The organism is Rhizobium sp. BK181 (genome assembly GCF_014193305.1).
Taxonomy (GTDB): Bacteria; Pseudomonadota; Alphaproteobacteria; order Rhizobiales; family Rhizobiaceae; genus Rhizobium.
Genome location: NZ_JACHZA010000029.1, coordinates 1 through 20,003, shown reverse-complemented (window position 1 = coordinate 20,003; position 20,003 = coordinate 1). Strand labels below are relative to the sequence as shown.

The 20,003-nt window shown below is 56.6% G+C and carries 15 protein-coding genes and 9 pseudogenes; 13 read left to right on the top strand and 11 right to left on the bottom strand.

The annotated features are described in order from the left end of the window. Positions 1-129: 129 nt before the first annotated feature. Together FHT77_RS29925 and FHT77_RS29920 are read left to right on the top strand one after the other, a co-directional pair. A complete protein-coding gene (locus FHT77_RS29925; RefSeq protein WP_183759106.1) occupies positions 130-573 on the top strand; it encodes a DoxX family protein in 444 nt (147 codons plus the stop codon). Continuing rightward, positions 570-2,168, top strand: a complete 1,599-nt coding sequence (locus tag FHT77_RS29920; protein WP_183759105.1) for an MFS transporter — start codon at positions 570-572, stop codon at positions 2,166-2,168. Before FHT77_RS29925 ends, FHT77_RS29920 begins: the two co-directional genes overlap by 4 nt. 328 nt (positions 2,169-2,496) lie before the next feature. Here the strand turns inward: FHT77_RS29920 and FHT77_RS29915 are convergent. After that, a pseudogene (locus FHT77_RS29915) lies at positions 2,497-2,784 on the bottom strand (helix-turn-helix domain-containing protein); the annotation flags it as partial. Between the two features lie 423 nt (positions 2,785-3,207). On the opposite strand from FHT77_RS29915, the pseudogene FHT77_RS29910 reads away from it, so the two are divergent. The 3 genes and pseudogenes from FHT77_RS29910 to FHT77_RS29900 all read left to right on the top strand — a co-directional run bounded on the left by FHT77_RS29910 (position 3,208) and on the right by FHT77_RS29900 (position 5,978). Next, positions 3,208-3,967: pseudogene (locus tag FHT77_RS29910) on the top strand (alpha/beta hydrolase). Positions 3,968-4,071: 104 nt separating this feature from the next. Beyond that, positions 4,072-4,461, top strand: a complete 390-nt coding sequence (locus tag FHT77_RS29905; RefSeq protein ID WP_183759104.1) for a DUF305 domain-containing protein — start codon at positions 4,072-4,074, stop codon at positions 4,459-4,461. 74 nt (positions 4,462-4,535) lie between these two features. Further along, positions 4,536-5,978, top strand: coding sequence for a YncE family protein (locus tag FHT77_RS29900; RefSeq protein ID WP_183759103.1), 1,443 nt, complete (start codon positions 4,536-4,538; stop codon positions 5,976-5,978). A 254-nt stretch (positions 5,979-6,232) separates the two neighbouring features. Here FHT77_RS29900 and FHT77_RS31175 read toward each other — a convergent pair whose 3' ends face one another. The 5 genes and pseudogenes from FHT77_RS31175 to folE form a co-directional block, all read right to left on the bottom strand. Further along, complete coding sequence (locus tag FHT77_RS31175) at positions 6,233-7,081, bottom strand: FAD-binding domain-containing protein (RefSeq protein WP_210281071.1); 849 nt, start codon at positions 7,079-7,081, stop codon at positions 6,233-6,235. 441 nt (positions 7,082-7,522) lie between these two features. Continuing rightward, positions 7,523-7,666 carry a DUF2256 domain-containing protein gene (locus tag FHT77_RS29890; protein ID WP_210281074.1) on the bottom strand — a complete coding sequence of 48 codons (144 nt, stop codon included), beginning with the start codon at positions 7,664-7,666 and terminating at the stop codon, positions 7,523-7,525. A gap of 45 nt (positions 7,667-7,711) precedes the next feature. After that, complete coding sequence (locus tag FHT77_RS29885; RefSeq protein WP_246720228.1) at positions 7,712-9,274, bottom strand: cryptochrome/photolyase family protein; 1,563 nt, start codon at positions 9,272-9,274, stop codon at positions 7,712-7,714. An 18-nt stretch (positions 9,275-9,292) separates the two neighbouring features. Next, positions 9,293-10,022, bottom strand: a pseudogene (locus FHT77_RS29880) (SDR family oxidoreductase). A 42-nt stretch (positions 10,023-10,064) separates the two neighbouring features. After that, positions 10,065-10,673 (bottom strand): GTP cyclohydrolase I FolE, encoded by a 609-nt coding sequence (gene folE / locus FHT77_RS29875; RefSeq protein WP_183759101.1) that lies wholly within the window; start codon positions 10,671-10,673, stop codon positions 10,065-10,067. A 140-nt stretch (positions 10,674-10,813) separates the two neighbouring features. Here folE and FHT77_RS29870 point away from each other — a divergent pair. Next, positions 10,814-11,422, top strand: a pseudogene (locus FHT77_RS29870) (Urease operon accessory protein). Positions 11,423-11,499: 77 nt separating this feature from the next. After that, positions 11,500-12,048, top strand: a complete 549-nt coding sequence (locus FHT77_RS29865) for an NAD(P)/FAD-dependent oxidoreductase (protein WP_183759100.1) — start codon at positions 11,500-11,502, stop codon at positions 12,046-12,048. Positions 12,049-12,227: 179 nt separating this feature from the next. Here FHT77_RS29865 and FHT77_RS29860 read toward each other — a convergent pair. After that, positions 12,228-12,401 (bottom strand): annotated as a pseudogene (locus FHT77_RS29860) (hypothetical protein); the annotation flags it as partial. Between the two features lie 162 nt (positions 12,402-12,563). Here FHT77_RS29860 and FHT77_RS29855 point away from each other — a divergent pair. From FHT77_RS29855 to FHT77_RS29835, 5 genes and pseudogenes are all read left to right on the top strand, one after another. Next, positions 12,564-12,929: a DUF2147 domain-containing protein gene (locus FHT77_RS29855; RefSeq protein WP_183759127.1), complete on the top strand. Its 366-nt coding sequence runs from the start codon at positions 12,564-12,566 to the stop codon at positions 12,927-12,929. A gap of 28 nt (positions 12,930-12,957) precedes the next feature. Then, positions 12,958-13,376 (top strand): annotated as a pseudogene (locus FHT77_RS29850) (DUF2177 family protein). Positions 13,377-13,589: 213 nt separating this feature from the next. Next, positions 13,590-14,165: a sigma-70 family RNA polymerase sigma factor gene (locus FHT77_RS29845; protein ID WP_246712847.1), complete on the top strand. Its 576-nt coding sequence runs from the start codon at positions 13,590-13,592 to the stop codon at positions 14,163-14,165. Continuing rightward, positions 14,162-14,815: a ChrR family anti-sigma-E factor gene (locus FHT77_RS29840; RefSeq protein WP_183759099.1), complete on the top strand. Its 654-nt coding sequence runs from the start codon at positions 14,162-14,164 to the stop codon at positions 14,813-14,815. Before FHT77_RS29845 ends, FHT77_RS29840 begins: the two co-directional genes overlap by 4 nt. A gap of 151 nt (positions 14,816-14,966) precedes the next feature. Beyond that, positions 14,967-15,548, top strand: coding sequence for a fasciclin domain-containing protein (locus tag FHT77_RS29835; protein ID WP_183759098.1), 582 nt, complete (start codon positions 14,967-14,969; stop codon positions 15,546-15,548). A gap of 373 nt (positions 15,549-15,921) precedes the next feature. Here FHT77_RS29835 and FHT77_RS29830 read toward each other — a convergent pair whose 3' ends face one another. Further along, positions 15,922-16,494, bottom strand: a complete 573-nt coding sequence (locus FHT77_RS29830) for a response regulator transcription factor (protein ID WP_183759125.1) — start codon at positions 16,492-16,494, stop codon at positions 15,922-15,924. A gap of 267 nt (positions 16,495-16,761) precedes the next feature. Between FHT77_RS29830 and FHT77_RS29825 the strand changes: the two are divergent. Then, positions 16,762-17,088, top strand: a pseudogene (locus tag FHT77_RS29825) (VOC family protein); the annotation flags it as partial. Positions 17,089-17,262: 174 nt separating this feature from the next. On the opposite strand, the pseudogene FHT77_RS29820 reads toward FHT77_RS29825, so the two are convergent. The 3 genes and pseudogenes from FHT77_RS29820 to FHT77_RS29810 form a co-directional block, all read right to left on the bottom strand. Next, positions 17,263-18,018 (bottom strand): annotated as a pseudogene (locus tag FHT77_RS29820) (ISNCY family transposase); the annotation flags it as partial. A 359-nt stretch (positions 18,019-18,377) separates the two neighbouring features. Beyond that, the gene (locus FHT77_RS29815; RefSeq protein WP_183759097.1) at positions 18,378-19,751 is read right to left on the bottom strand and encodes an ISNCY family transposase; all 1,374 of its coding nucleotides are present in this window, start codon (positions 19,749-19,751) and stop codon (positions 18,378-18,380) included. A 120-nt stretch (positions 19,752-19,871) separates the two neighbouring features. Then, positions 19,872-20,003 (bottom strand): annotated as a pseudogene (locus FHT77_RS29810) (IS30 family transposase); the annotation flags it as partial.

Here is a 20,003-nt window from a genome sequence, read left to right as displayed (position 1 = left end):
CCATCGGATAATTTCAAAAACAGCAATTAAATCGAAACGATTGCTGCAATTGTTGGTAAGATGTTAACCAGCCAATATCGCTCCATCAAACGCAGCCGCTCGAACAGATCGGCGAACGCAGGAGCAGATATGACCCACCAATCCCCTATGTCGAATCCAGTCCGGAGCAGTCTGGCACGCATCGTCGCCTCTCCGGTCATGCGAACCGTGTCGCTGCTTGCGCTCTGCGCCGCCTACATCCAGGGTCCGCTCACCAAGATCTTCGATTTCAACGGCGCACTGGCCGAAATGGACCACTTCGGTCTCCACCCAGCCGCCTTCTTCGCACTCGCCGTCATCGTGTTCGAACTGGCGGCTTCAGCCATGGTGGTCTCGGGCGTTCTGCGTTGGGCAGGCGCCCTGGCGCTGGCTGGCTTCACACTTCTCGCGACCTTCATCGCCCTCCGCTTCTGGGAGATGGCTCCCGGCATGGACCGCATGATGGCGACCAACGCGTTCTTTGAACATGTTGGCCTCGCTGGCGCATTCCTCTTCGTCGCCGCATTCGACCTCACAAAGGGAGCAGGCAAATGAGCGCGGCAAAAGCATCCGGCGGAACCTTCGCGCCACTCGCACAGCCTGTGTTTGCGGTTCTCTGGATCGCCACCGTCCTTGGCAATACCGGAAGCTTCATGCGCGACGTCGCAAGCTCCTGGCTGATGACGGATCGTTCGGCATCGCCGGCCGCGGTCGCCATGGTCCAGGCGGCCGGAACCCTGCCGATCTTCCTGCTTGCCATTCCTGCGGGCGTTCTCACAGACATCCTCGATCGCCGCAAGTTCCTGATCGCCGTCCAGCTCCTGCTGGCATCCGTCAGCATCTCGCTTATGATCCTGTCCCAGACGGGCATGCTGTCGGTCAGCGCGCTGATCGGTCTGACCTTCCTCGGCGGGATCGGTGCGGCGCTCATGGGGCCGACCTGGCAGGCCATCGTTCCGGAACTGGTGAAGCGCGAGGATGTCAAGAGCGCCGTGGCGCTGAACTCGCTCGGCATCAACATTGCCCGCTCCATCGGGCCTGCCGCGGGCGGCCTGCTTCTCGCAGCATTTGGAGCGGGGATCACTTACGGCGCCGATGTCGCAAGCTACGCCGTGGTGATCGCAGCTCTGGTCTGGTGGCCACGGGCGAAGAATGCAAACGACGCGCTGCAGGAGAACTTCTTCGGTGCCTTCCGGGCCGGGCTTCGCTACACCCGCTCGAGCAAACCGCTCCACGTCGTCCTCCTGCGCGCCGCGATCTTCTTCGCCTTCGCCAGCGCCGTGTGGGCGCTCCTTCCGCTCGTGGCCCGGCAGTTGCTGGGTGGTGATGCCAGCTTCTACGGCATCCTGCTCGGTGCAGTCGGTGCAGGCGCGATTGGTGGCGCTTTGGTCATGCCGAAGCTGCGCGAACGCCTGAGTTCCGACGGCCTGCTTCTCGGTGCCGCGCTGATCACCGCTGCCGTCATGGGTGTCCTGTCACTCGCCCCGCCGAAGATCGTTGCCATCATCGTTCTTCTGTTCCTCGGTGCGGCATGGATCACTGCTCTGACAACGCTCAACGGCGCGGCCCAGGCTGTTCTTCCGAACTGGGTGCGTGGTCGCGGCCTCGCCGTCTACCTCACCGTCTTCAATGGTGCGATGACTGCCGGGAGCCTTGGTTGGGGCGCGGTCGGCGAGGCTGTCGGCATCCAATCGACCCTGCTCATCGGAGCCGCCGGACTGCTTGTGGCCGGGTTCATCATGCACCACGTGAAGCTTCCTGCAGGCGATGCCGACATGGTGCCGTCCAATCACTGGCCTGAGCCGCTTGTTGCGGAACCCGTTGCCCATGACCGTGGTCCGGTTCTGATCCTGATCGAGTACAAGGTCGAGAAGCAGCACCGCAGCGCATTCCTGCACGCCATCGATCATCTTTCCAACGAACGCCGCCGCGATGGTGCCTATGGCTGGGGTGTCACCGAGGACTCTGCTGACCCGGAAAAGATCGTCGAATGGTTCATGGTGGAATCCTGGGCTGAACATCTTCGCCAGCACAAGCGGGTCTCCAACGCCGACGCCGACCTGCAGGGCAGGGTGCTGGCCTACCATGTCGGTCCCGAGAAACCTGTTGTCCGTCACTTCCTGACGATCAATCGGCCTGGTGCCGCATGATGAAGACTTGGGCAGGGTGGCGGCTTCGGCCGCCCAGCCCATTATGCCGCCACGCGCAATGAACTCGAAACAATTGATGCAATTGTTGAAGCTGGCATCTGGCGTCAAAGCTGGAGCGACGTCGCGGCACCTAACAGAAATAGAGGTCAAGAAATGAAGTTTCCCTCCCTTCCTACCCTTCGGGTGATAACATTCCCCTTCGGCTTTCTCACTGGCAATTGTTCTTTTACCGCTCGATACTCGCTAGCACTTGCACGGCGCAGTTGGGGATCAAAGCCGCACGATGCTTTCGGAAATCAACCTGCAAGGTGACGTCGCCGACGCATGCGACGAGGCTGCGCCCCTCCAACAACAGGCGCCCGGCGATCTGCTCCGGAGACCAGCGTGCCTCCAACTGGCTGATGATCTCCGTGCGTAAATTCGGGTGCCGCCGCAGCTTTCTCAGCCGGTGTCCCCGGTCCTTAGAGATATCGTGAGCTACCGTGCTGTAGTAGCCGTCGTAGTCCGGCAGTTCACGATGGCGAAACGTGTTGCGCTTGATCTCGGGGTAAATCGTCGAACGATGGCGGCCAAGCTGACGGGCCATTTCGTTGACAGGCACTTTTGCCGCCACCAGCTGATGTAGGCGTCGTTGGTCGGCGAGAGCAAGCTGCGTATAGGGGCCAGAATGGCGAAAATACTGAAGCTGGCGACAGCGTGAAGGCGTCTATCAGCGAGAGACAAGCGACTGGCAACGTCGCCGATCTGTGGCAGATTTTCTGTATATGGCCGGTGCGCTCTGCATTTGATGGGGTTGTCGAAGACGGCCTCAACGGCTTAGTCGGTTCTTTGGTGCGCAACGCCACCATTGAGACGGATATTCCGGAAAGCCCTCTGGAGATTCACAAGGAACTGGTTACGGCCTTTTGTTCGAAATACGCTTCGCGACACAAGGTCCGCAATCGGCCTCGGCCGGTTGCACCGCTGTTTACTTCCCACAATGTAGATGATCCATTTGATACAGCGTGCGTACAAATGTCTGATCATAAGGAGGAAGGATATGGTAATCAAGGCACTTATCACACTCGCAGCTATCGCTATTGTTGGGGTGAACATCGCTCACTCACAAGAAAAACCGACAGTTGTCCTAGTACACGGTGCCTTCGCGGATTCGTCAAGCTGGAGTAAGGTGATCGCGAAGCTGGAGCAAGATGGATATCCAGTTGCTGCTGCATCTAATCCGCTGAGGAGTGTCACAGGTGACGGTGCGTACGTTCGCAAGATCGTCGACTCTTTGCCGGGAGACGTCATTCTTGTCGGACATTCTTACGGGGGTTCTGTCATCAATGAAGTAGCTGCGGGCAATGCAAAGGTGAGGTCTCTTGTCTTTGTCGCTGCTTTCGCACCAGATAAAGGCGCGACTGCTCTTCGTTAACTAATCGATTTCCTGGTAGCACGTTTTTGCCGCCCACTCTAGCCGCGCCTATCAAACTCGATGGTAAGACAAGCGATTTTTACATCAAGCAAGACGCTCAACAGTTTGCTGCCGATGTGCCAAAAGCCGGCGCTGCCGTTATGGCGCAGCGCAACGGCCTGTGACAGACGTCGCTGTGTCAGAGGCATCTACAGTTGCGAGCTGGAAAAATATTCCTTCCAGGTTCATTTACGGAGACGCCGACAAGAACATTCCGGCCGAAGCGCATGCTTGGATGGCGAAGAGGGCCGGATCCAAAGAGGCCGTAGTCATAAAGGGCGGTTCGCATGTGATTATGATATCGCACCCAGACACGGTCGTAGAGATCATCGAAAAGTCCGAATAGCCGAACCGATTATTTCTAACCGGCGAGGGCGGGAAGTTCACACAAAAAGCGATTAGGCTTCCTCGCTGGGACAATGGCGGCCTCACCGCAAAGGGAATCTCGATATGTCAAATTCAAAAGTATTCCTAGCAGCTACCGTGGTGTGGACATCGTGGTCTTTTGCAGGTGAGCACCACCATAAAAGGGAGCCCACTACCCAGGACTCAGTGGCGGTCAACGGTTGGCTCGATGAAACGAATGCTGCGATGGAAAAGATGATGGCGCAGATGGCCGTGCGTCATACGGGCGATGTGGATCGTGACTTCGTCGCAATGATGGCACCACATCATCAAGGCGCAATAGATATGGCTTTAGTGTATCTGCGGTTCGGGAAGAATGAACCGCTGAGGCGGTTAGCTCAAGAAATCATAGTTACTCAGGGACAAGAGATTGTCTCGATGAAGAGGGCGGTTGGAGACGTGCCGCCACCGGCTGCCCCGCTCGGAGCGAGGTGATTGAGTACGTTTCGCCATGAGCATTTTACCAGCTTGTGTGCAACTTTGGAAGCGACAGGGAGGTTTTTATGTGCATGAAGTCAACCATCATCGTATTCGCCGCGCTTACTCCAATTTGCTGTTGGGCCGGGCAAGTCCCATTTGCAGCTTCCGACCCTGACATTGCGGTCAGCAGTCGTGATCGGGCTTACGCTGCTGAACAATTTTCTAACACGGTATCGGTAGTTGACCCTTCTGCTAACAAGCTTCTTGGAGTGATCAAGCTGGGCGATCCGCAGCCCGGTAATCTTAGTCCGCTTTACAAAGGCCAAGTCCTGGTCCACGGGATGGGTTTCTCGCCTGATAAGAAGACCTTGGCCGTTGTCTCTATTGGCTCGAACTCCGTATCGTTCATCGACACCGCTACCAACGCGGTGAAGCACACAACTTACGTCGGTCGGTCTCCACATGAGGCATTCTTCACGCCTAACGGCGAAGAAGTCTGGGTGACCGTTCGAGGCGAGGATTATGTGTCCGTTATCGACGTCGCGAGTTTTAAAGAAAGGACACGCATCAAGGTGCCGCCGGGTCCCGGGATGCAGATATTCTCGCCGGACGGCAAGTACGGCTACATCTGTTCGTCTTTCAATCCCGAGACCGTTATAGTGACCGTTGCCAATTATCAAATCGTGGGACGCGTCAAGCAGGCAAGTCCGTTCTGCCCAAACATAGCTGCATCGCCAGATGGAAAGCAGGTCTGGTTTACTTTGAAGGATATTGGAAAGACCCAGGTGTTCAACGCGCAGCCACCTTTCAATTTGATCGAGACAATTGATACGGGGCCCATTACCAATCATGTCAACATTGTCGTGAATAAAAATGGCACATTCGCCTATGTCACGGTTGGAGGTGCCAACGAGGTGAAAGTATACCGCACTGACAATTTTGAGCTGGTAGCAACCATTCCGGTTGGCTTCCTACCCCACGGCATCTGGCCGTCTGGTGACGGAAGTCGCGTCTACGTTGGTCTGGAAAACGCAGATCAGTTCGCTGTGATAGACACCGCTGACAACAAGGTCATCGCGAACATCCCAATAGGACAAGCGCCTCAGGCTGTAATATACGTGCCAAACGCAGTCCCAGTCGGAAATGGGACGCAGAATCTGACAGCCCTTGGCAAAGCCGGCGAGGCTGCGCATCTAGAGCTTGTCTCAGTCGACGTAGGAAATAAAGCCAAAACAAGCGTCAGCCTTTTTGACCAGGGCCTTACTCAAGTCCTGCAGGCATCCGTGACCGGGCTTGACCCAAAGACACCCTACATTCTGGCGCTTTCTTCGGACCCTAACGGCGGAGGAACATTGCAGGCCTTAGCATCTTTTACGACAAATCCCGCAGGCGCGGCTATCGTCAATGCTGTTGGGCCCATCCGTCAGATCGTGGAACCTGACCTTGAGGACGAGAAACGCTTCCTGGTGATTGCGGCCTCAATTGATGGCCGCGCCGGACGCGTCCTGCAAGTCCAAGTGTCTGCCAAGTAGACAATTGAGGGTGTTCGACTCGATCGCCTTTCCTTTACCTAGCGTTGGATCAGCGCGTTAGAAAAGCACAACTCTTATCGGGAATCGTCTAATGATGAGGATCATTCGTGCGTCCGCCGCTGGACTCGGTGCCCCACCGCCCGTGGTCGGCTCCCCATATTCACCTGAACACCCCACGATTAGGCGCTTGGCGTACGTAATCGTGAGCTTGTTGATCGCAATGATGGCAAACCTTGGCAATAGCATTCTACTGATCAAAAGTGGAGTGCGCTGTTTGAGGGCATGGAACCCTTTGCGCAAAAGGGCCATGCCTTTTGGTCCCAGCTTCGCAAGTGTTCTGCCAACAGCATTCCGCGGCCGGCAGCCGTTTGCCCCAGCATATCGAGCCTTCGAGCTGTTGGACCGATAGGCGAAAAGCCTGTAATCACCTGACCGCAACCCAGCGCTTTTGCAGTTCGAAACCCGTCCTCTTCCGGTGACCCCAGAACAGCGGCCTGCGGCCACGTGTTTGCTGCCCGTCTCAGCGCATCGTTCAGCGCCATACGATCCCGTTCATGTTCAGCTGTTAAAACCGCAATCGCCTTGATCGCAATTTCATGCATTTCAGGCAGTGTTTCGAGCGAGAGATCCTCGATGGTTATCAGCACCATGGCCGCTTGCGCTTTATCCGAGCGCGTAAAATCTCGAACCGGAGGGGGTGGTGGCACGATGATGCCGTCAGCTGGAATGACTGCCTTCCGCGCGATACCCTCGGGAGATAACCGGCCGTTGGTCATAGCGCGGATGCGGTCAGCATCGGCAAGATGGGCCTTGCCTTTCGTGTGCAGTCCCGCGACCCAGCGCCAGGACAAGGTGATGGACGCCGGGTTAACATCGACAAGATGGCTGAACATGAAGGCGGCGCCCAGCTCCCAGGGTAGACCAAGCGTAAACGTCCAGATCAAGGCGAATTGCATCCTGGCCCAGTTGTGAAGATAACCGATGTCTCTCAGTTCCACGACCCAGGCATCGAAGCAGTCAATTCCGCTGAGGCCCTCGCAGGCGGCGTCATGCATCTGGCACATACCATAATCATGATCGAGCGTGCGCTCTGTCCAGCTCATTCATGTAGCCCGTCCACACCGCCGGCCGCTGCTCCAGCCAGCCCTTCCAGTATGTCCGCCAGAAAATCTCACTGATGAATTTTTCAGCTTGGACGATCCCGTGCCGCGCCACGACTGCCGCGATCACCTCGGCTTCACAGACGACCCGACGCCGCAGTGCTGCCAACAGCCGCGAAACATGCACATGCTGCCCGGTGCCCCGATCGAAGTTCCGCAACCGAGCGTATTGCGAGCCCGCTGCAGGCAGGAATTCCTCCAGCCGTTGCAGCGCGTGATCGCGGCTTACGAAACTCTGTTTGCTCAGGTGGCGTTTCTTTCAAGGTTAGCATGTTTGTCTCAGATTTCGAACTAGAGCTGTTACGCTGCCGGGCGGGGCGCGGTTCAACCCTCAGGTGATTTGCGGCTAACACTCGCTTACCCCGGTACAGGAAGACAAACTCCTCAAATTTTGGCCGCTTTCGAACGCCGGCAGCGATCCGAACAGAACTTCACATCGCCCCAGTTCTTTGCCCACTTTCGTCGCCAAGCGAAAGGCAACCCACAGGCGTAACAGATTTTTCTCCGCAGATCGGATTTTTTGACCATCTTCGTCACGTGGTGCCAGCCCTTCCTGTGCGCTTTCGGGAGAAATTAAACACGCTCTCGATTATCCAGCTTTTTTAGAAAAGCTGCAGCGCTCTGGCGGTAGGTGTGCCTTTTGTCCTCATCCATTCGCCGCCATGTGGACAAGACCTGTGAGAGGCGATGGTTCTTAGACAATCCCGCCGCATTACGATCCATGAAGTCCCAATAGAGCGAGTTGAAAGGACAGGCATCATCGCCGATCTTTTTGGCGACCTTGTATCGGCAGCCATTGCAGTAATCAGACATCCGGGAAATGTAGGCGCCACTGGCCGCATATGGCTTGGACGCCATGAAGCCGCCATCGGCGAATTGGCTCATGCCGATGACGTTGGGTAACTCAACCCATTCGAAGGCGTCCGCATAGACCGAGAGATACCATTGATGCACTTCAAACGGATTGAGCCCCGCGAGCATCGAGAAATTGCCGACCACCATCAGGCGCTGGATATGATGGGCGTAGGCGTGGGTGATCGTCTTTGTGATCACATCCGAAACACAGGCCATGTCGGTATCGCCGGTCCAAAAAAACTCGGGAAGCGGTCTGTGCGCCTCGAAGACGTTGCTCTTTTCGTATCCCGGCATCTTCAACCAGTAGATACCACGGATAAACTCGCGCCATCCGATGATTTGCCGAATAAAACCTTCCACGGCGTTGAGTGGAGCGTCGCCCTCGATGTAGGCTCGTTCCGCCTGACGGCAAAGATTCAAAGGATCGAGCAGACCGATATTGATGTAAAACGATAAGAGCGCGTGATTGAGAAAGGGATCCTCACTCAGCATCGCATCCTGTGACTCACCGAAATTCGGCAGGAACTCTTTCATAAAAGTCCGCGCCGCCCCTTCGGCGTCGGCGCGCGTTACCGCAAATGAAAAATTTGCGGTCGACCCCATATTTTTCGGAAATGTCCGTTCGACAAGCCCAAGCACCTCCGTGGTCGTCTTATCGGGACGGTAGAGTGGATGCCGCGGCCGAAGAAGATCGGGCTTCGCCGGCTTGCGGTTTTCAGCGTCGAAGTTCCATCGGCCGCCTTCCGGGTCGGTTCCGCTCATTAGGAGTCGGGTCCGGCGCCGCATATCCCGGTAGAAATATTCCATCGTCAGGGATCGGCGGTCCCGTGCCCAATCTTGAAATTCGGCTTTCGAACAGAGGTAACGGCCATCTGTTCGTATTTCGACCGAGACACCGATGGTTTCGTGCCATTTTCCCATTTCCTCAAGGACTCGCCACTCGGAGGCCTCGGTGATGACAATACGTCGCGGTCGTAAAGTCTCAACAGCTCGTTTGAGTTCACCGGTGAAGGAACCGGAATTGTCGGGATCGTCGAGCTTTGTGTAACGGACATAGAAGCCTCGATCCTGGAGTTCTGCTGCGAAGTGGCGCATCGCAGAGAAAATCAGCGCGATTTTCAGTTTATGGTGATGGACATATGAGGCCTCCTCCATGACCTCGCACATAACGATGACGTCGTGCTTCGGGTCAGCATCATCGAAGCTGGACAGCGAGAGCGATAGCTGATCGCCAAGCACAAAGATCAGGTTGCGAGCACGTTTCAACGAAGCCTCTTGCAAGGTCTAATCAGGTTCTGGTCACCAGCGAAGAATTTGCGATGTCTGATGCCAAACGATTGAGCTCCCGTCATATGCGAAGAAGCCGCCGGTATTTGCGGGCTCTAGCGCGTCAAGCGCCTGAAGAACGGATCGCGCGGCGTCGTCTTGCTCCGACCTTTCGTGACCGGAGGAAAATCCATCCGACAGGGATGTGGCAACACTGCCTGGATGCATTGCGACGACCACCGATGCGGGATTTGCCCTGGACACTTCGATCCCGGCAGTGTGGACGATCTGGTTCAGCGCGGCCTTGGAGGATCGATAAGAAATCCAGCCGCCGAGCTGATTGTCGCCGATCGACCCGACGCGCGCCGACAGGAATGCGAAGATCACCCGTTTCTTCCTGGCGAGCAACGGAACGAAGTACTTCAGTAACAATGCCGGTCCAATGGCATTGACGGCAAACTGGTTCATCATGGCGGTTTTGCGAAATCTGTCCGATCGACTTCTCCGGCTCGGCATCATCTATGGTGAGAGCTCCCGTCGCGCACACAATCAAATCGAACGACGTTGATTGAAACCGATCGGCTGCGCGATGGACGGATTCTTCGTCAGTGATGTCAAGCTGATCATCACGGCGCAAAAGCTGAACCGTGTTTGAACAATTGGGATCGGCTTCCAAGCAATTGGCGATCGCATGGCCGATGCCGCCACTGGACCCGAGGGCCGAGTATCCGGGGTCTAACGATGTCACCAGCTTCCCCGCCATTGAACGTACTCCCTGCAAATCGGATGGTTCCAGCTCGGACAATCAGCCGCACACCAGCATCATGAAGCGCGACTGATCCTGCGCAGAGCCTTCAAACTGGCCCATGAATGTCGTAGTTATGGTTTTGGCACCCTGCTTTTGAATGCCGCGCATCGCCATGCACATGTGCTCCGCTTCAATCATGACGGCCACGCCTTTTGGTCGAAGGCTCTCGTCGAGGGCTTTTGCAATCTGCGACGTCATTGTTTCCTGCGTCTGCAGCCGACGGGCATAAAGGTCCACGACTCGTGCCATTTTTGAAAGTCCAAGGACGCCGCCATCAGGGAAATACGCGATATGGGCAACACCATGAAACGGCACCATGTGATGCTCGCAATGCGAATGGAATGTGATGTCCTTGACGACCACCATGTCGCCGTAACCGGCGACATCGGAAAAGATCCTCGCCAAAACGTCTTCCGGCGCTGTGTCATAGCCGGCGAAAAGTTCCCGATAAGCTTTGGCGACACGCGCCGGGGTATCGAGGAGACCTTCACGGGACGGGTCGTCGCCAGACCAGCGGATCAAGGTCCGCACGGCGGCCTCGGCTTCCTCCTGAGTTGGTATTTCCGCGGCCGCTAGAAAGTCGGTATCGTTGGCGGTTGCGTCCATTAGAAATGTCCTTCGCTATGACAACCCAGATGGTACGACGCCACCCATCGGTCGGATCAAATTTCCAGCGCATTAGGTTCCAACTTTTTGATCTGTTTCGCGATTGCCTCGTAAGCATGCAGTTACCGTGGAGCAGAGAGATGGCGCGAACAATCGTGATAGTTGGCAACGGTTCATTTTCGCGCGGTGAAGCGCGTGCAATTGACGGCAGTGATCTTGTCGTTCGCTTCAATGGCTGTCGCTCGGTCGGCGAGGGCGGCCGTCGAACGGATATCGTCGCGGTCTGCAATACTGGCCGTCCTGCTGCCGCAATGATTGGAAATGGGGAGTGGCGCAACAGCCCGGCCGAGAAAAGTGCTGCGGAGATCTGGTGTGTTCGCGAGACTTCAAGGTTTGCCGAACTCAAGCCGGTCTTCGCGATACAATATCCCGAGCTCAACGATTTTTGTGACGATTATACTGAGAGCTTTGCAAGCTTCGCCACTAACACCGGCGAAAGCTTTGCGGTGATTCCACGCCGATATCATGATCTCTTGGATTTGGAGCTGCGAGGGCTCATGCCGGGCGCGTACATTGTGCCGAGCTCTGGGTTAATCACTATAGCCTAAGTGATCGGCGAGGTTGCAGCGTCTGGCGATCAGGTTTTACTCGCTGGCTTCTCGCATCAGGGATGGGATGGGCATCCGTTCGACGCCGAGCGCGGCTTCGTCGATCGGCTGATCGCGCAAGGGCAATTGCGAAGGCTGTGAAGCCTGACGTCTGCGGAGCGAACCGGCAGCAAATACGGTGACGCGAGGCAGCAGCAGAAATGGGAGGCGTAACTCGAATGGCGGAACGGCTGCGAGTTGGGGTTATAGGGGCGGGTATTGCGGGGCTGACTATTGTTAGGTCACTGCAGAAAATTGCAGACGTGATCGTCTTCGAAAAAAGCAGAGGCGTCGGCGGTCGGATGGCGACACGCAGGATTGACGACGTCTCGTTCGATCACGGCGCACAATATTTCACAGTACGGGATCAGGATTTTCGCAGGGAAATAGAGCAGGCTTGCGGGGTGGGTTTGGTCAAGCCTTGGACAGGCGATGTGGTGTCGTTGACCGCAGGTGGTCCGGCGCGACACGTGGTTCCAAGCACGACAAGGTATGTCGCCGTTCCCTCTATGACCGCCTTGACGAAAGCGATGGCGAAGGGCCTCGATATCCGTCTTGACTGCCGGGTGGCAGAGATCGGCGGAGAGCCTGGTCGCTGGCTTATACACTCCGGCGAACTTGTGGAGGGGCCGTTCGACTGGATCGTTGCGACTGCGCGGGCGCCACAAAGTGCGGCGCTCTTGCCCGCCAGCTTTTCCCACCATGAAACCTTGCGGGTTTCACGCTGATGATAAAGCGAAATTCTCACCCTCCCGAGCTCTTCGCCGCCGCTCGTGTATCGGATCCAGTTATTGGATGGATAGCCTACAACCACTCAAAACCGGCTCGTCCAGAGCCCGCTTCTCTTGTTGTTAATTCCAATGGCGTTTGGGCCGATGTCAACGTCGATATGCCTCTTGATGCCGTTCGATGGGCCGGGCCTATAGGTTGAGTAGCCCGCGACGCAGCCGTAGGTCAGATACATGGGTCTTCTGGCGGCCTCCAGCCAGGTGCCGCGGTAATGGTCTGGTTCGACCTTCACGCCATCGGGTTCGGCCTGTGCGAGGCACGTTGCCGACGCAATGACGGCAAGCGCGAGCATGAACGGCCGTACGCTACTGAGATGATTTTTCATTGAGACCTCCCTGGATCGTTAATTTGCACTTCAGTTTCTGATGTCTCTTTATCGGCGCCAAAGCCCCGCGTATCGTAGCCCGATAAAGGTCATCAGGCTCGCGACAGCGAACGGAAGGAACAGAGCGAAATCGTTTGCCTGGGCAATTCCCGTTTTTCTTGCTGGAGCGGCATCCCTGCTGAAGCCTCCGATATAAACGGCAACTGGGCGCGCGCAGGCGGAAATGCGCGTGTGCGTATTGCGTCGTGCGGCGCTGATATCTGCGCGGTCAACACTTGGATAAAGCCCGGCACGCCGAAGGAGAAGGTAGGTGGCAAACTGGTTATGTCCATCACGGAAGACAGCGAGGGCAGCTACCCGGGTACCGCTTTCGACCCGCAACGCGACCTGATCTACAAGCTTACAGTCAAAGTCGATGGCGATAGGATGACCACGAAAGGCTGTGTCATCGCCGGTTTGATCTGCAAGGGCGTGGAATGGACGCGCATAAACTGAGCTCGAAAAATCCATCTGGGAGCCCCGTATGAAAACTTACCTGACCGCCTACACCGCAACGCTGATCGCCTTCGTCGCAATCGATTTTGTCTGGCTGAGCACCATGGCCGACCGTCTCTATCGACCGACGTTGGGCGAGATGCTTGCGCCGCAGTTCCGATTGGCGCCGGCAGTGGCTTTCTACCTGGTCTACGCCGCTGGGCTGACCTCCTCGCTGTCAGGACAGGGTACATCTCAGGATCGATAGCGACAGCAATCATCTACGGCGCTGCCGTCGGTTTCATGGCTTATGCCACCTATGACCTGACCAACCAGTCCACCCTGAGAAACTGGTCGACTGGCTTGACGGTCGCCGACCTTATCTGGGAAATGGTCTTGTCGGCGGCAGCATCAGGCGTTGGGTTTTGGGTCACGCAGCGGAAATTTGGCACTGTGGCGCGCCTTTGATGCTCGCACGCGACGTCGGCGCCGGGGTTATCCAAGCCCAAGCAGATAGTTCGAGGCAAATTTCTGAATTCATTTTTTGATCCAGCAGCGCGCTGATGCGTAGGTTACGCCATGAATATACAGATGCCGCTTCGAACCGGAGTACTTCGAGCCACATGCGCCGACGCGAAAGTGTGGCCGACGTCGTCGGGCGGGGCGCGAAAGGTCGGTAAATTGGAGGAAGAAACCGTTAGCTTAGATGCAGAACGGATCAGGGTGTTGATGGCCGCGGTGGTAGATTCGCGCGATATCGGCGCGTTCGAACTCCTCTATAGGCACTTTTATCCGCGCGTGCGCTCTTACATGGTGAAAATGACGAGAGGAAACCGGATACTGGCAGAGGAGTTGGCGCAGGAGACGATGATGCGCGTCTGGCACAAGGCTGCGCTTTTCGACCCGTCTAGGGCGCAGGCGTCGACCTGGATATTCACGATCGCCAGAAATCAGATGATAGACTCTGTTCGCAGAGCTATAAAGCCTGATTTCGATCCAAACGATCCGGCGTTCGTCCCGGATGAGTTTGAGGCCGCTGACGTGCTAATCGAGCGTCAGCAAAGCGCTGCAGCGCTACGCCGCGCAATGACAAATTTGAAGGGGAGATATGCCGAAGTGCTGCGCATGTCGTTTTTCGAAGGGCTCACCCATTCGACGATCGCAGAAAAACTAAACCTCCCAATTGGAACGGTGAAATCAAGGATACGACTTGCATGCGAGAAACTTCGTACAGCGCTTCAGGACGAAGCCAAATGATAAAACATCATCTGGACGGCGACATGCTCCAGCAATATGCGGCCGGGACCCTGGCTGAAGGCTGGAGCGTTGCTGTGGCGACCCATCTTGCCTTGTGCCCGGCATGCAGATCGGAGCTGTCGACCTTCGAAAGCGTTGGGGGGTATTTTATCGACAGTGAATCCGCTGATGATGCCGATGTCTCGCAAAGCTGGCAAAGTCTAAAAGCAAAAATCGATGCAGGCCAGATCGACAAGGTTGTGCCAATCAAAAATCGTTTCGCTTCGGATCGGACATATCCGGAACCTTTGAGGACCTATATCGACGCAGCGGGCGGTCTAAGGTGGCGCCAGCTCGGGCGCGGCGCTGCCCAAATGATGATACCGACCGGCGACGAGACAACGACAGTGCGACTGCTCAAGATTGCTGCCGGTCAGCCGGTCCCGGAGCATTCTCACCGGGGCGTGGAATTGACGCTGGTGCTTGACGGGAGCTTCAGCGACGAGGTTTCGACATTTGCGCGAGGCGATGTCGAGATGGCCGACGACAGCTTGATGCATCAGCCTAAGGCTGATGCTGGCAAAGATTGTATATGTCTTGCCGTGACCGAGGCGCCGCTACGCTTCAAGAGCAGGTTTTTGCGGTTGATACAGCCAATCCTCGGGATTTGACGGTCAGTATCATCGATCCAACAATCGCAGACCTGCTCACAGCCTCTTGTGCAGATCACTTTGCACGATCTTTCTTCGTTTTTGAACCGGAGCGGCGGTTATTCGTAGAACCTCTACCGAGCCAAGAGGCCGGCATTGAGAGGAGAAGATTATGAAGAAATTTCTGGTAGTTTCGGCAGTCGCGTTGGCCAGCATGATGACCGGCTGCTTGGCTGCATATGCCGCCAACCCTAAGGTCGGTGGAGCGGCGATGTTCGAGGACAAGAACATCGTCGAAAACGCCGCGAATTCGAAGGATCACACGACGCTCGTCGCTGCCGTCAAGGCTGCGGGCCTGGTTTCCACACTTGAAGGGAAAGGGCCGCTTACCGTGTTCGCTCCGACCAACGAAGCCTTTGAGGCGCTTCCGAAAGGAACCGTCGAGACTCTACTCAAGCCCGAAAACAAAGAAAAGCTCACCAAAATTCTGACTTGCCACGTGGTTGCCGCTGATGCGCTGGCCAGCACCGTCGCCAAGATGATCAAGGATGATGGCGGCGAACATGACATCAAGACGGTCGGCGGCTGTGTTTTGAAGGCTAAAGAGAACATGGGCAAGATCACGCTCACTGACGAGGCAGGAGGAACGGCGACGGTGACGATAGCTGACGTCAAGCAGTCGAACGGCGTGATCCACGTGATCGATAAAGTTCTGCGATACTCTCGGCGCGGCACTTTATATGTTCACGTTTGACTGAAGTCAGCATCCGCATCCGGCCGGTTCGAACGCCAACCGAGTTTAGTGCACAGGTCTTCACCAGCGGAGACGCCACTGCGTGCACTCTCGAAGGGTCCTTTCAGTATCGTAGTTACTCCGCGGAAGACAACGATTACCGTCTTTGATACCGGATCGTAAAACACTGTCATGCCGTCTTCGTAGTCCATTGATAAATTCCTCCAATAAAGGGCCGGCGGAGGCCGGCCCTTGCGGATCCGATGCCGATCCGCGTCAGCTCCTGGGGTGTGGAGCCGGTTCCATCGCTTTAGGGCTCTGCATGGAACGGACTTATTACGGAGTGCTCGAACCGCGGATCAAAACAAAATCAACTGTGTTTATGTTGTAGTCATCAGCGCGGCTGGCCACGGGTCAACAGTCGCTGCAAAGTCCGCCGGTGCAATCTCAGCAACCTCGCTGTCATGGATATGTTGTACCCGTTTTCAGCCAATACCCTGTTGATATGTTCCCATCGAACCTGTTCGGCAGGCGTTAGACAAGGGCCGCCACTTTGCTCTTCAGGCTGGCTTAGTCCGAGTATCTCCAAAATCTCGTCTGCGTCGGCGGGCTTGCTCAAGAACTCGGTCGCACCGAGTTTCACCGCCGAAACAACAGCGCTGACGTGGCCATAGCCAGTAAGGACTAGCGACTTGATGTTGGGCGAAACTTCCCTACAAAGCTTCACGAGTTCAAGACCGTTCTCGTCGCCGATGCGTAGATCAGTTATAAGTATATCAAGGTGGCCGAGCCTGATAACAGAGCCCGCGTTCTCAATCGTCGTGCAGATTTCGACATTCAGACCGCGATCTTCTAGGGCCTTGCCAAGTCGATGCGCGAAAGCGTTGTCGTCGTCTACCAAGAGCACGTTCAAGCGTTCCGTAGACTCACCATCTACTACATCGGGCTGGTCGGGTGTTCCTTCCATTGCCTCCTCCTAGGGACCCCTTGGGACTGCAGCGAACAAAGCTAGCCCCTTATCTACGGTGATTTTCTTGTTCAGATCAGATCTATATGCCTTGCGGAACTTCGTCAGGTTGCTCGCGGTCTTGCAGACCGCTCGTGAAGCCCTTGGGTCGGAGGGATCGGCGACCGTCAGGACGAGTGTCCAGTGCTGCGGCGCCTTGGAGACGCGCGCCCTTCTACGACAAGGCGACAGATCGTAAATTCAAACGGCGCACTGGAGAGTATAAACATGGCACTCAAGCGGATGGACAATATAGGAATCGTCGTAGAGAATCTCGAAGCGACGATTGATTTCTTTCACGATCTTGGTCTCGAACTCGAGGGGCGGGCCACGGTCGAAGGAGAGTGGGCTGGACGTATCACCGGATTGGGCGATCAGCGTATCGAGATCGCTATGATGCGCACGCCGGATGGTCATAGCCGGCTGGAGCTTTCCCGCTTCTTAAACCCATCGGTCGTCGAAGATCACCGCAACGCCCCAGTGAATGGCTTCGGCTACCTGCGCTCTATGTTTGTCGTGGATGATATTGATGACACGTGTCGCTTGCTAGGTAAAAGTCGAATTAACTGCAACTGCGAAGACGCCATAGATCGGCATGTGTGGGTCATGATCTCTTCGATAGCGCCGCTGAAGCGCACTTCCGTTCGACGACATCATCGAGATCTGGAATGATTGCGCCGAGCACCCTGAAACGCCACGGCTCATGTCTTCGGGAGATAGGGCGGGCCGTCCCTTGGCCTGTGGGGTATTGGCGCAGATGATGTCGATGTTAAGCTCATAAAGGGCTCGGCCGAACTGCGTCAGGCCGCTCGTCCGGTCTTTCTCCGAAGCATGGACTGGGCGGAAGACACCGTGCTTGTCGCTGTAGAATGCCAGAGGCTTGCCCCACTGCTGCAAATAGGCCTTCGTCGCATGGAAGTAGTCGAAGGTGTTCTCCGATCCGGCAAACCGCAGATGCAAGAGCTTGCCGGTGGCGTCATCGATGTAGACGAGCAGGGCGCATTTGGGACCGCGGTTCTCGAACCACCAGTGATGCGAGCCGTCGATCTGGACGAGTTCGCCGAGACAATCCCGCCGGCCACGCGGCTGAAAAACCCGCTTCTTGCGTTCGCGCCGCGAGATCCAGATGCTGGCCTCGGTCATCCATTGACGTAACGTCTCCTTGGCCACCGAGATGTGATGCAGTTCGATCAGCTTCTCGCGGGCCAGCGTCGGGCCGAAATCCAGATAGCGTTCGCGGATCAGATCCAGCGCCGCATTGCGAAACTCCTCGCTGTGGCGCCGATTGCTCGGTCGTGATCGCTTCTTCGAAACTAGGCCGGTCGCGCCGGAGCGGTCATAGGCCTGCAGCAGCCGGTGCACCTGACTTCGGCTGAGGCCGAGCAGCTCGGCGGCCTGAACGACGCTCAGGCGCTGATCACGGATCTTCTGAATAACTTCGAGGCGATGCAATTCTTTCTGCGACATGGTGATCATAAAGGACATGACGACTCCGACCGCTCATGGTCTCGACCAGACTGGAGGTCGTCATCCTTGCTCCCAACGTTGGCATTGACCAGCACGTCGAGAGGCGAGACTGTCGCATCTCTAACTGGCCCAACTGTCGCATTACTAAATAGCCCCTACAAACATTGTGGCGGCCAGGTTGAAATGTCCGCCGATTTGCAAAGTAGAAATGTCACCTTGGGCGGGTCTTCAGCCATTTAGAAATGCGACACTCACCATGTCCACTTGCACTGAGGCAAGCCCCCGACCGGACCGGCTGGGCCAGGTTGCAAGGGAAGGGAGGGGGCGGGTGGGACACACCCCTTCGGCTTTAGCTTTGAGACGATCCAATCGACCCGTCACTCGGCAGCTTGCTGCCGCAACAGAGCCTTCTCACGTCGCGCAATCACCGCCGGATCGTTCATGTAATCCGTGCGCCTTCCGGGCTTGCGACCCCTCGGCTTATAGCCATTTTTGTCACTGTTGCTCTTCACGACCGGCTGTTCCTGCTGGTCCTGACGCTCCTTGATATAGGCTAGGAGTTCACCCAGCCGCTTGTTCTCGGTAATCGCCGCATGCGTCACCCGCTGATCCTTGTCGAACACCGAGTAGGGCAGGCAATAGCCTTTCCAACGCACATCCAGCCGACCGTCCGCATAGGCATAGGTCTCGACATAGCGACCGACCAAACCACGCGTCACCTCTGTCTCCTCCAGCATGATCCGCTTGCGCTCGAACGAGAACGTCAGCTGCGATCCGACATAGCGCTGCTCACGCTTGCAGAGGATCTCCGTCAACCGATCAGGCGCCAGATTCATCGGCCGGTGCAGGTCGTCTGGGCGGGCAGGGATGATCGCAAATCGCGTATTGTAGTCCTCCACGAAGTCCGGCAAGAACGCATTGCCTGCCTCCATGGTATCAATGCCAGAAAGCCGCAGCTCCTTGACCAGGCGGTCCTGCAGCGTCCGGTTCATCCGCTCGACACGGCCCTTGGCCTGACTCGAATTTGCGCAAAGAATCTCAATATTTAGCTCGCAAAGCGCACGCCCGAACTGGGTCATGCCCTGGCCACCCTTGGCATCCTTCTTCGCCACCCGGAACACCGAATGCTTGTCCGAGTAAAAGGCAATCGGTGCGCCGTGACGTTTGAGATAGAGCGCCAGTGCCTCGAAGTAGGTGAAGGCGCTTTCGGAACGCACAAAGCGCAGCTGCATCAACCTCCCGGTCGCATCGTCGACGAACACCAGCAGCGAGCACGGCGGTCCGCGATCCTCGAACCATCGATGCTCTGACCCGTCGATCTGCACCAGCTCGCCATAGGCTTCGCGTCGTAGCCGCGGCTGATGAAACGTTCGGCGCTGCTTGCGCGACAGCCACAGTCCGGCATCCGCCATCCAGCTTCGAAGTGTCTCGCGCGACACACGCAAGCCATCGCGTTCGGCGAGCTTCTCGGCTGCCAAGGTCGGCCCAAAATCCGCATAGCGTTCGCCAACCAGCGTCACCGCGTAATCGCGAACACCGTCGCTGATCCGGTTGTTCGATGGCCGACCGATCGCCTTGTGTCTGATCGATGCCGCGCCGCCAGTCCGCATCCGCTCCAGCAGCCGATGCACCTGACGCTCGCTCAGGTCAAGCACATGCGCCGCTGACACCAGGGTCATCCGGCCGGCGATCACCTTCGACAAAATCTCGATCCGCTGCAGATCACGCTCGCTCATCGCAATCAGTCCCATCCGCAATCTCCGCCGTCATCAAACCCGGGGAGAGAGTGACATTTCTACTTTGCAGAAACAGGACATTCTAACTTTGCGGTGTGAGTTCATGCTGAACCGCGACTTTTGTGGCTCATCAAGCTAGCCGGCATGTCTGATCTGCGCGAGCAGTTTCTTTCGGAAGACTTCGGCCGGGGTTCGATAGCCAAGGCATTTGCGGGGTGTTGCGTTGAGCCGGTTACAGATCTCGATCAGATCGGCATCTGTGACCGA

Bases quoted from the DNA above. Each gene is read 5' to 3' on its own strand.
- FHT77_RS29925 (WP_183759106.1), top strand. From the start codon at position 130: ATGACCCACCAATCCCCTATGTCGAATCCAGTCCGGAGCAGTCTGGCA.
- FHT77_RS29920 (WP_183759105.1), top strand. From the start codon at position 570: ATGAGCGCGGCAAAAGCATCCGGCGGAACCTTCGCGCCACTCGCACAG.
- FHT77_RS29905 (WP_183759104.1), top strand. From the start codon at position 4,072: ATGTCAAATTCAAAAGTATTCCTAGCAGCTACCGTGGTGTGGACATCG.
- FHT77_RS29900 (WP_183759103.1), top strand. From the start codon at position 4,536: ATGAAGTCAACCATCATCGTATTCGCCGCGCTTACTCCAATTTGCTGT.
- FHT77_RS31175 (WP_210281071.1), bottom strand. From the start codon at position 7,081: ATGAGCTGGACAGAGCGCACGCTCGATCATGATTATGGTATGTGCCAG.
- FHT77_RS29890 (WP_210281074.1), bottom strand. From the start codon at position 7,666: ATGGTCAAAAAATCCGATCTGCGGAGAAAAATCTGTTACGCCTGTGGG.
- folE (WP_183759101.1), bottom strand. From the start codon at position 10,673: ATGGACGCAACCGCCAACGATACCGACTTTCTAGCGGCCGCGGAAATA.
- FHT77_RS29865 (WP_183759100.1), top strand. From the start codon at position 11,500: ATGGCGGAACGGCTGCGAGTTGGGGTTATAGGGGCGGGTATTGCGGGG.
- FHT77_RS29840 (WP_183759099.1), top strand. From the start codon at position 14,162: ATGATAAAACATCATCTGGACGGCGACATGCTCCAGCAATATGCGGCC.
- FHT77_RS29835 (WP_183759098.1), top strand. From the start codon at position 14,967: ATGAAGAAATTTCTGGTAGTTTCGGCAGTCGCGTTGGCCAGCATGATG.
- FHT77_RS29830 (WP_183759125.1), bottom strand. From the start codon at position 16,494: ATGGAAGGAACACCCGACCAGCCCGATGTAGTAGATGGTGAGTCTACG.
- FHT77_RS29815 (WP_183759097.1), bottom strand. From the start codon at position 19,751: ATGGGACTGATTGCGATGAGCGAGCGTGATCTGCAGCGGATCGAGATT.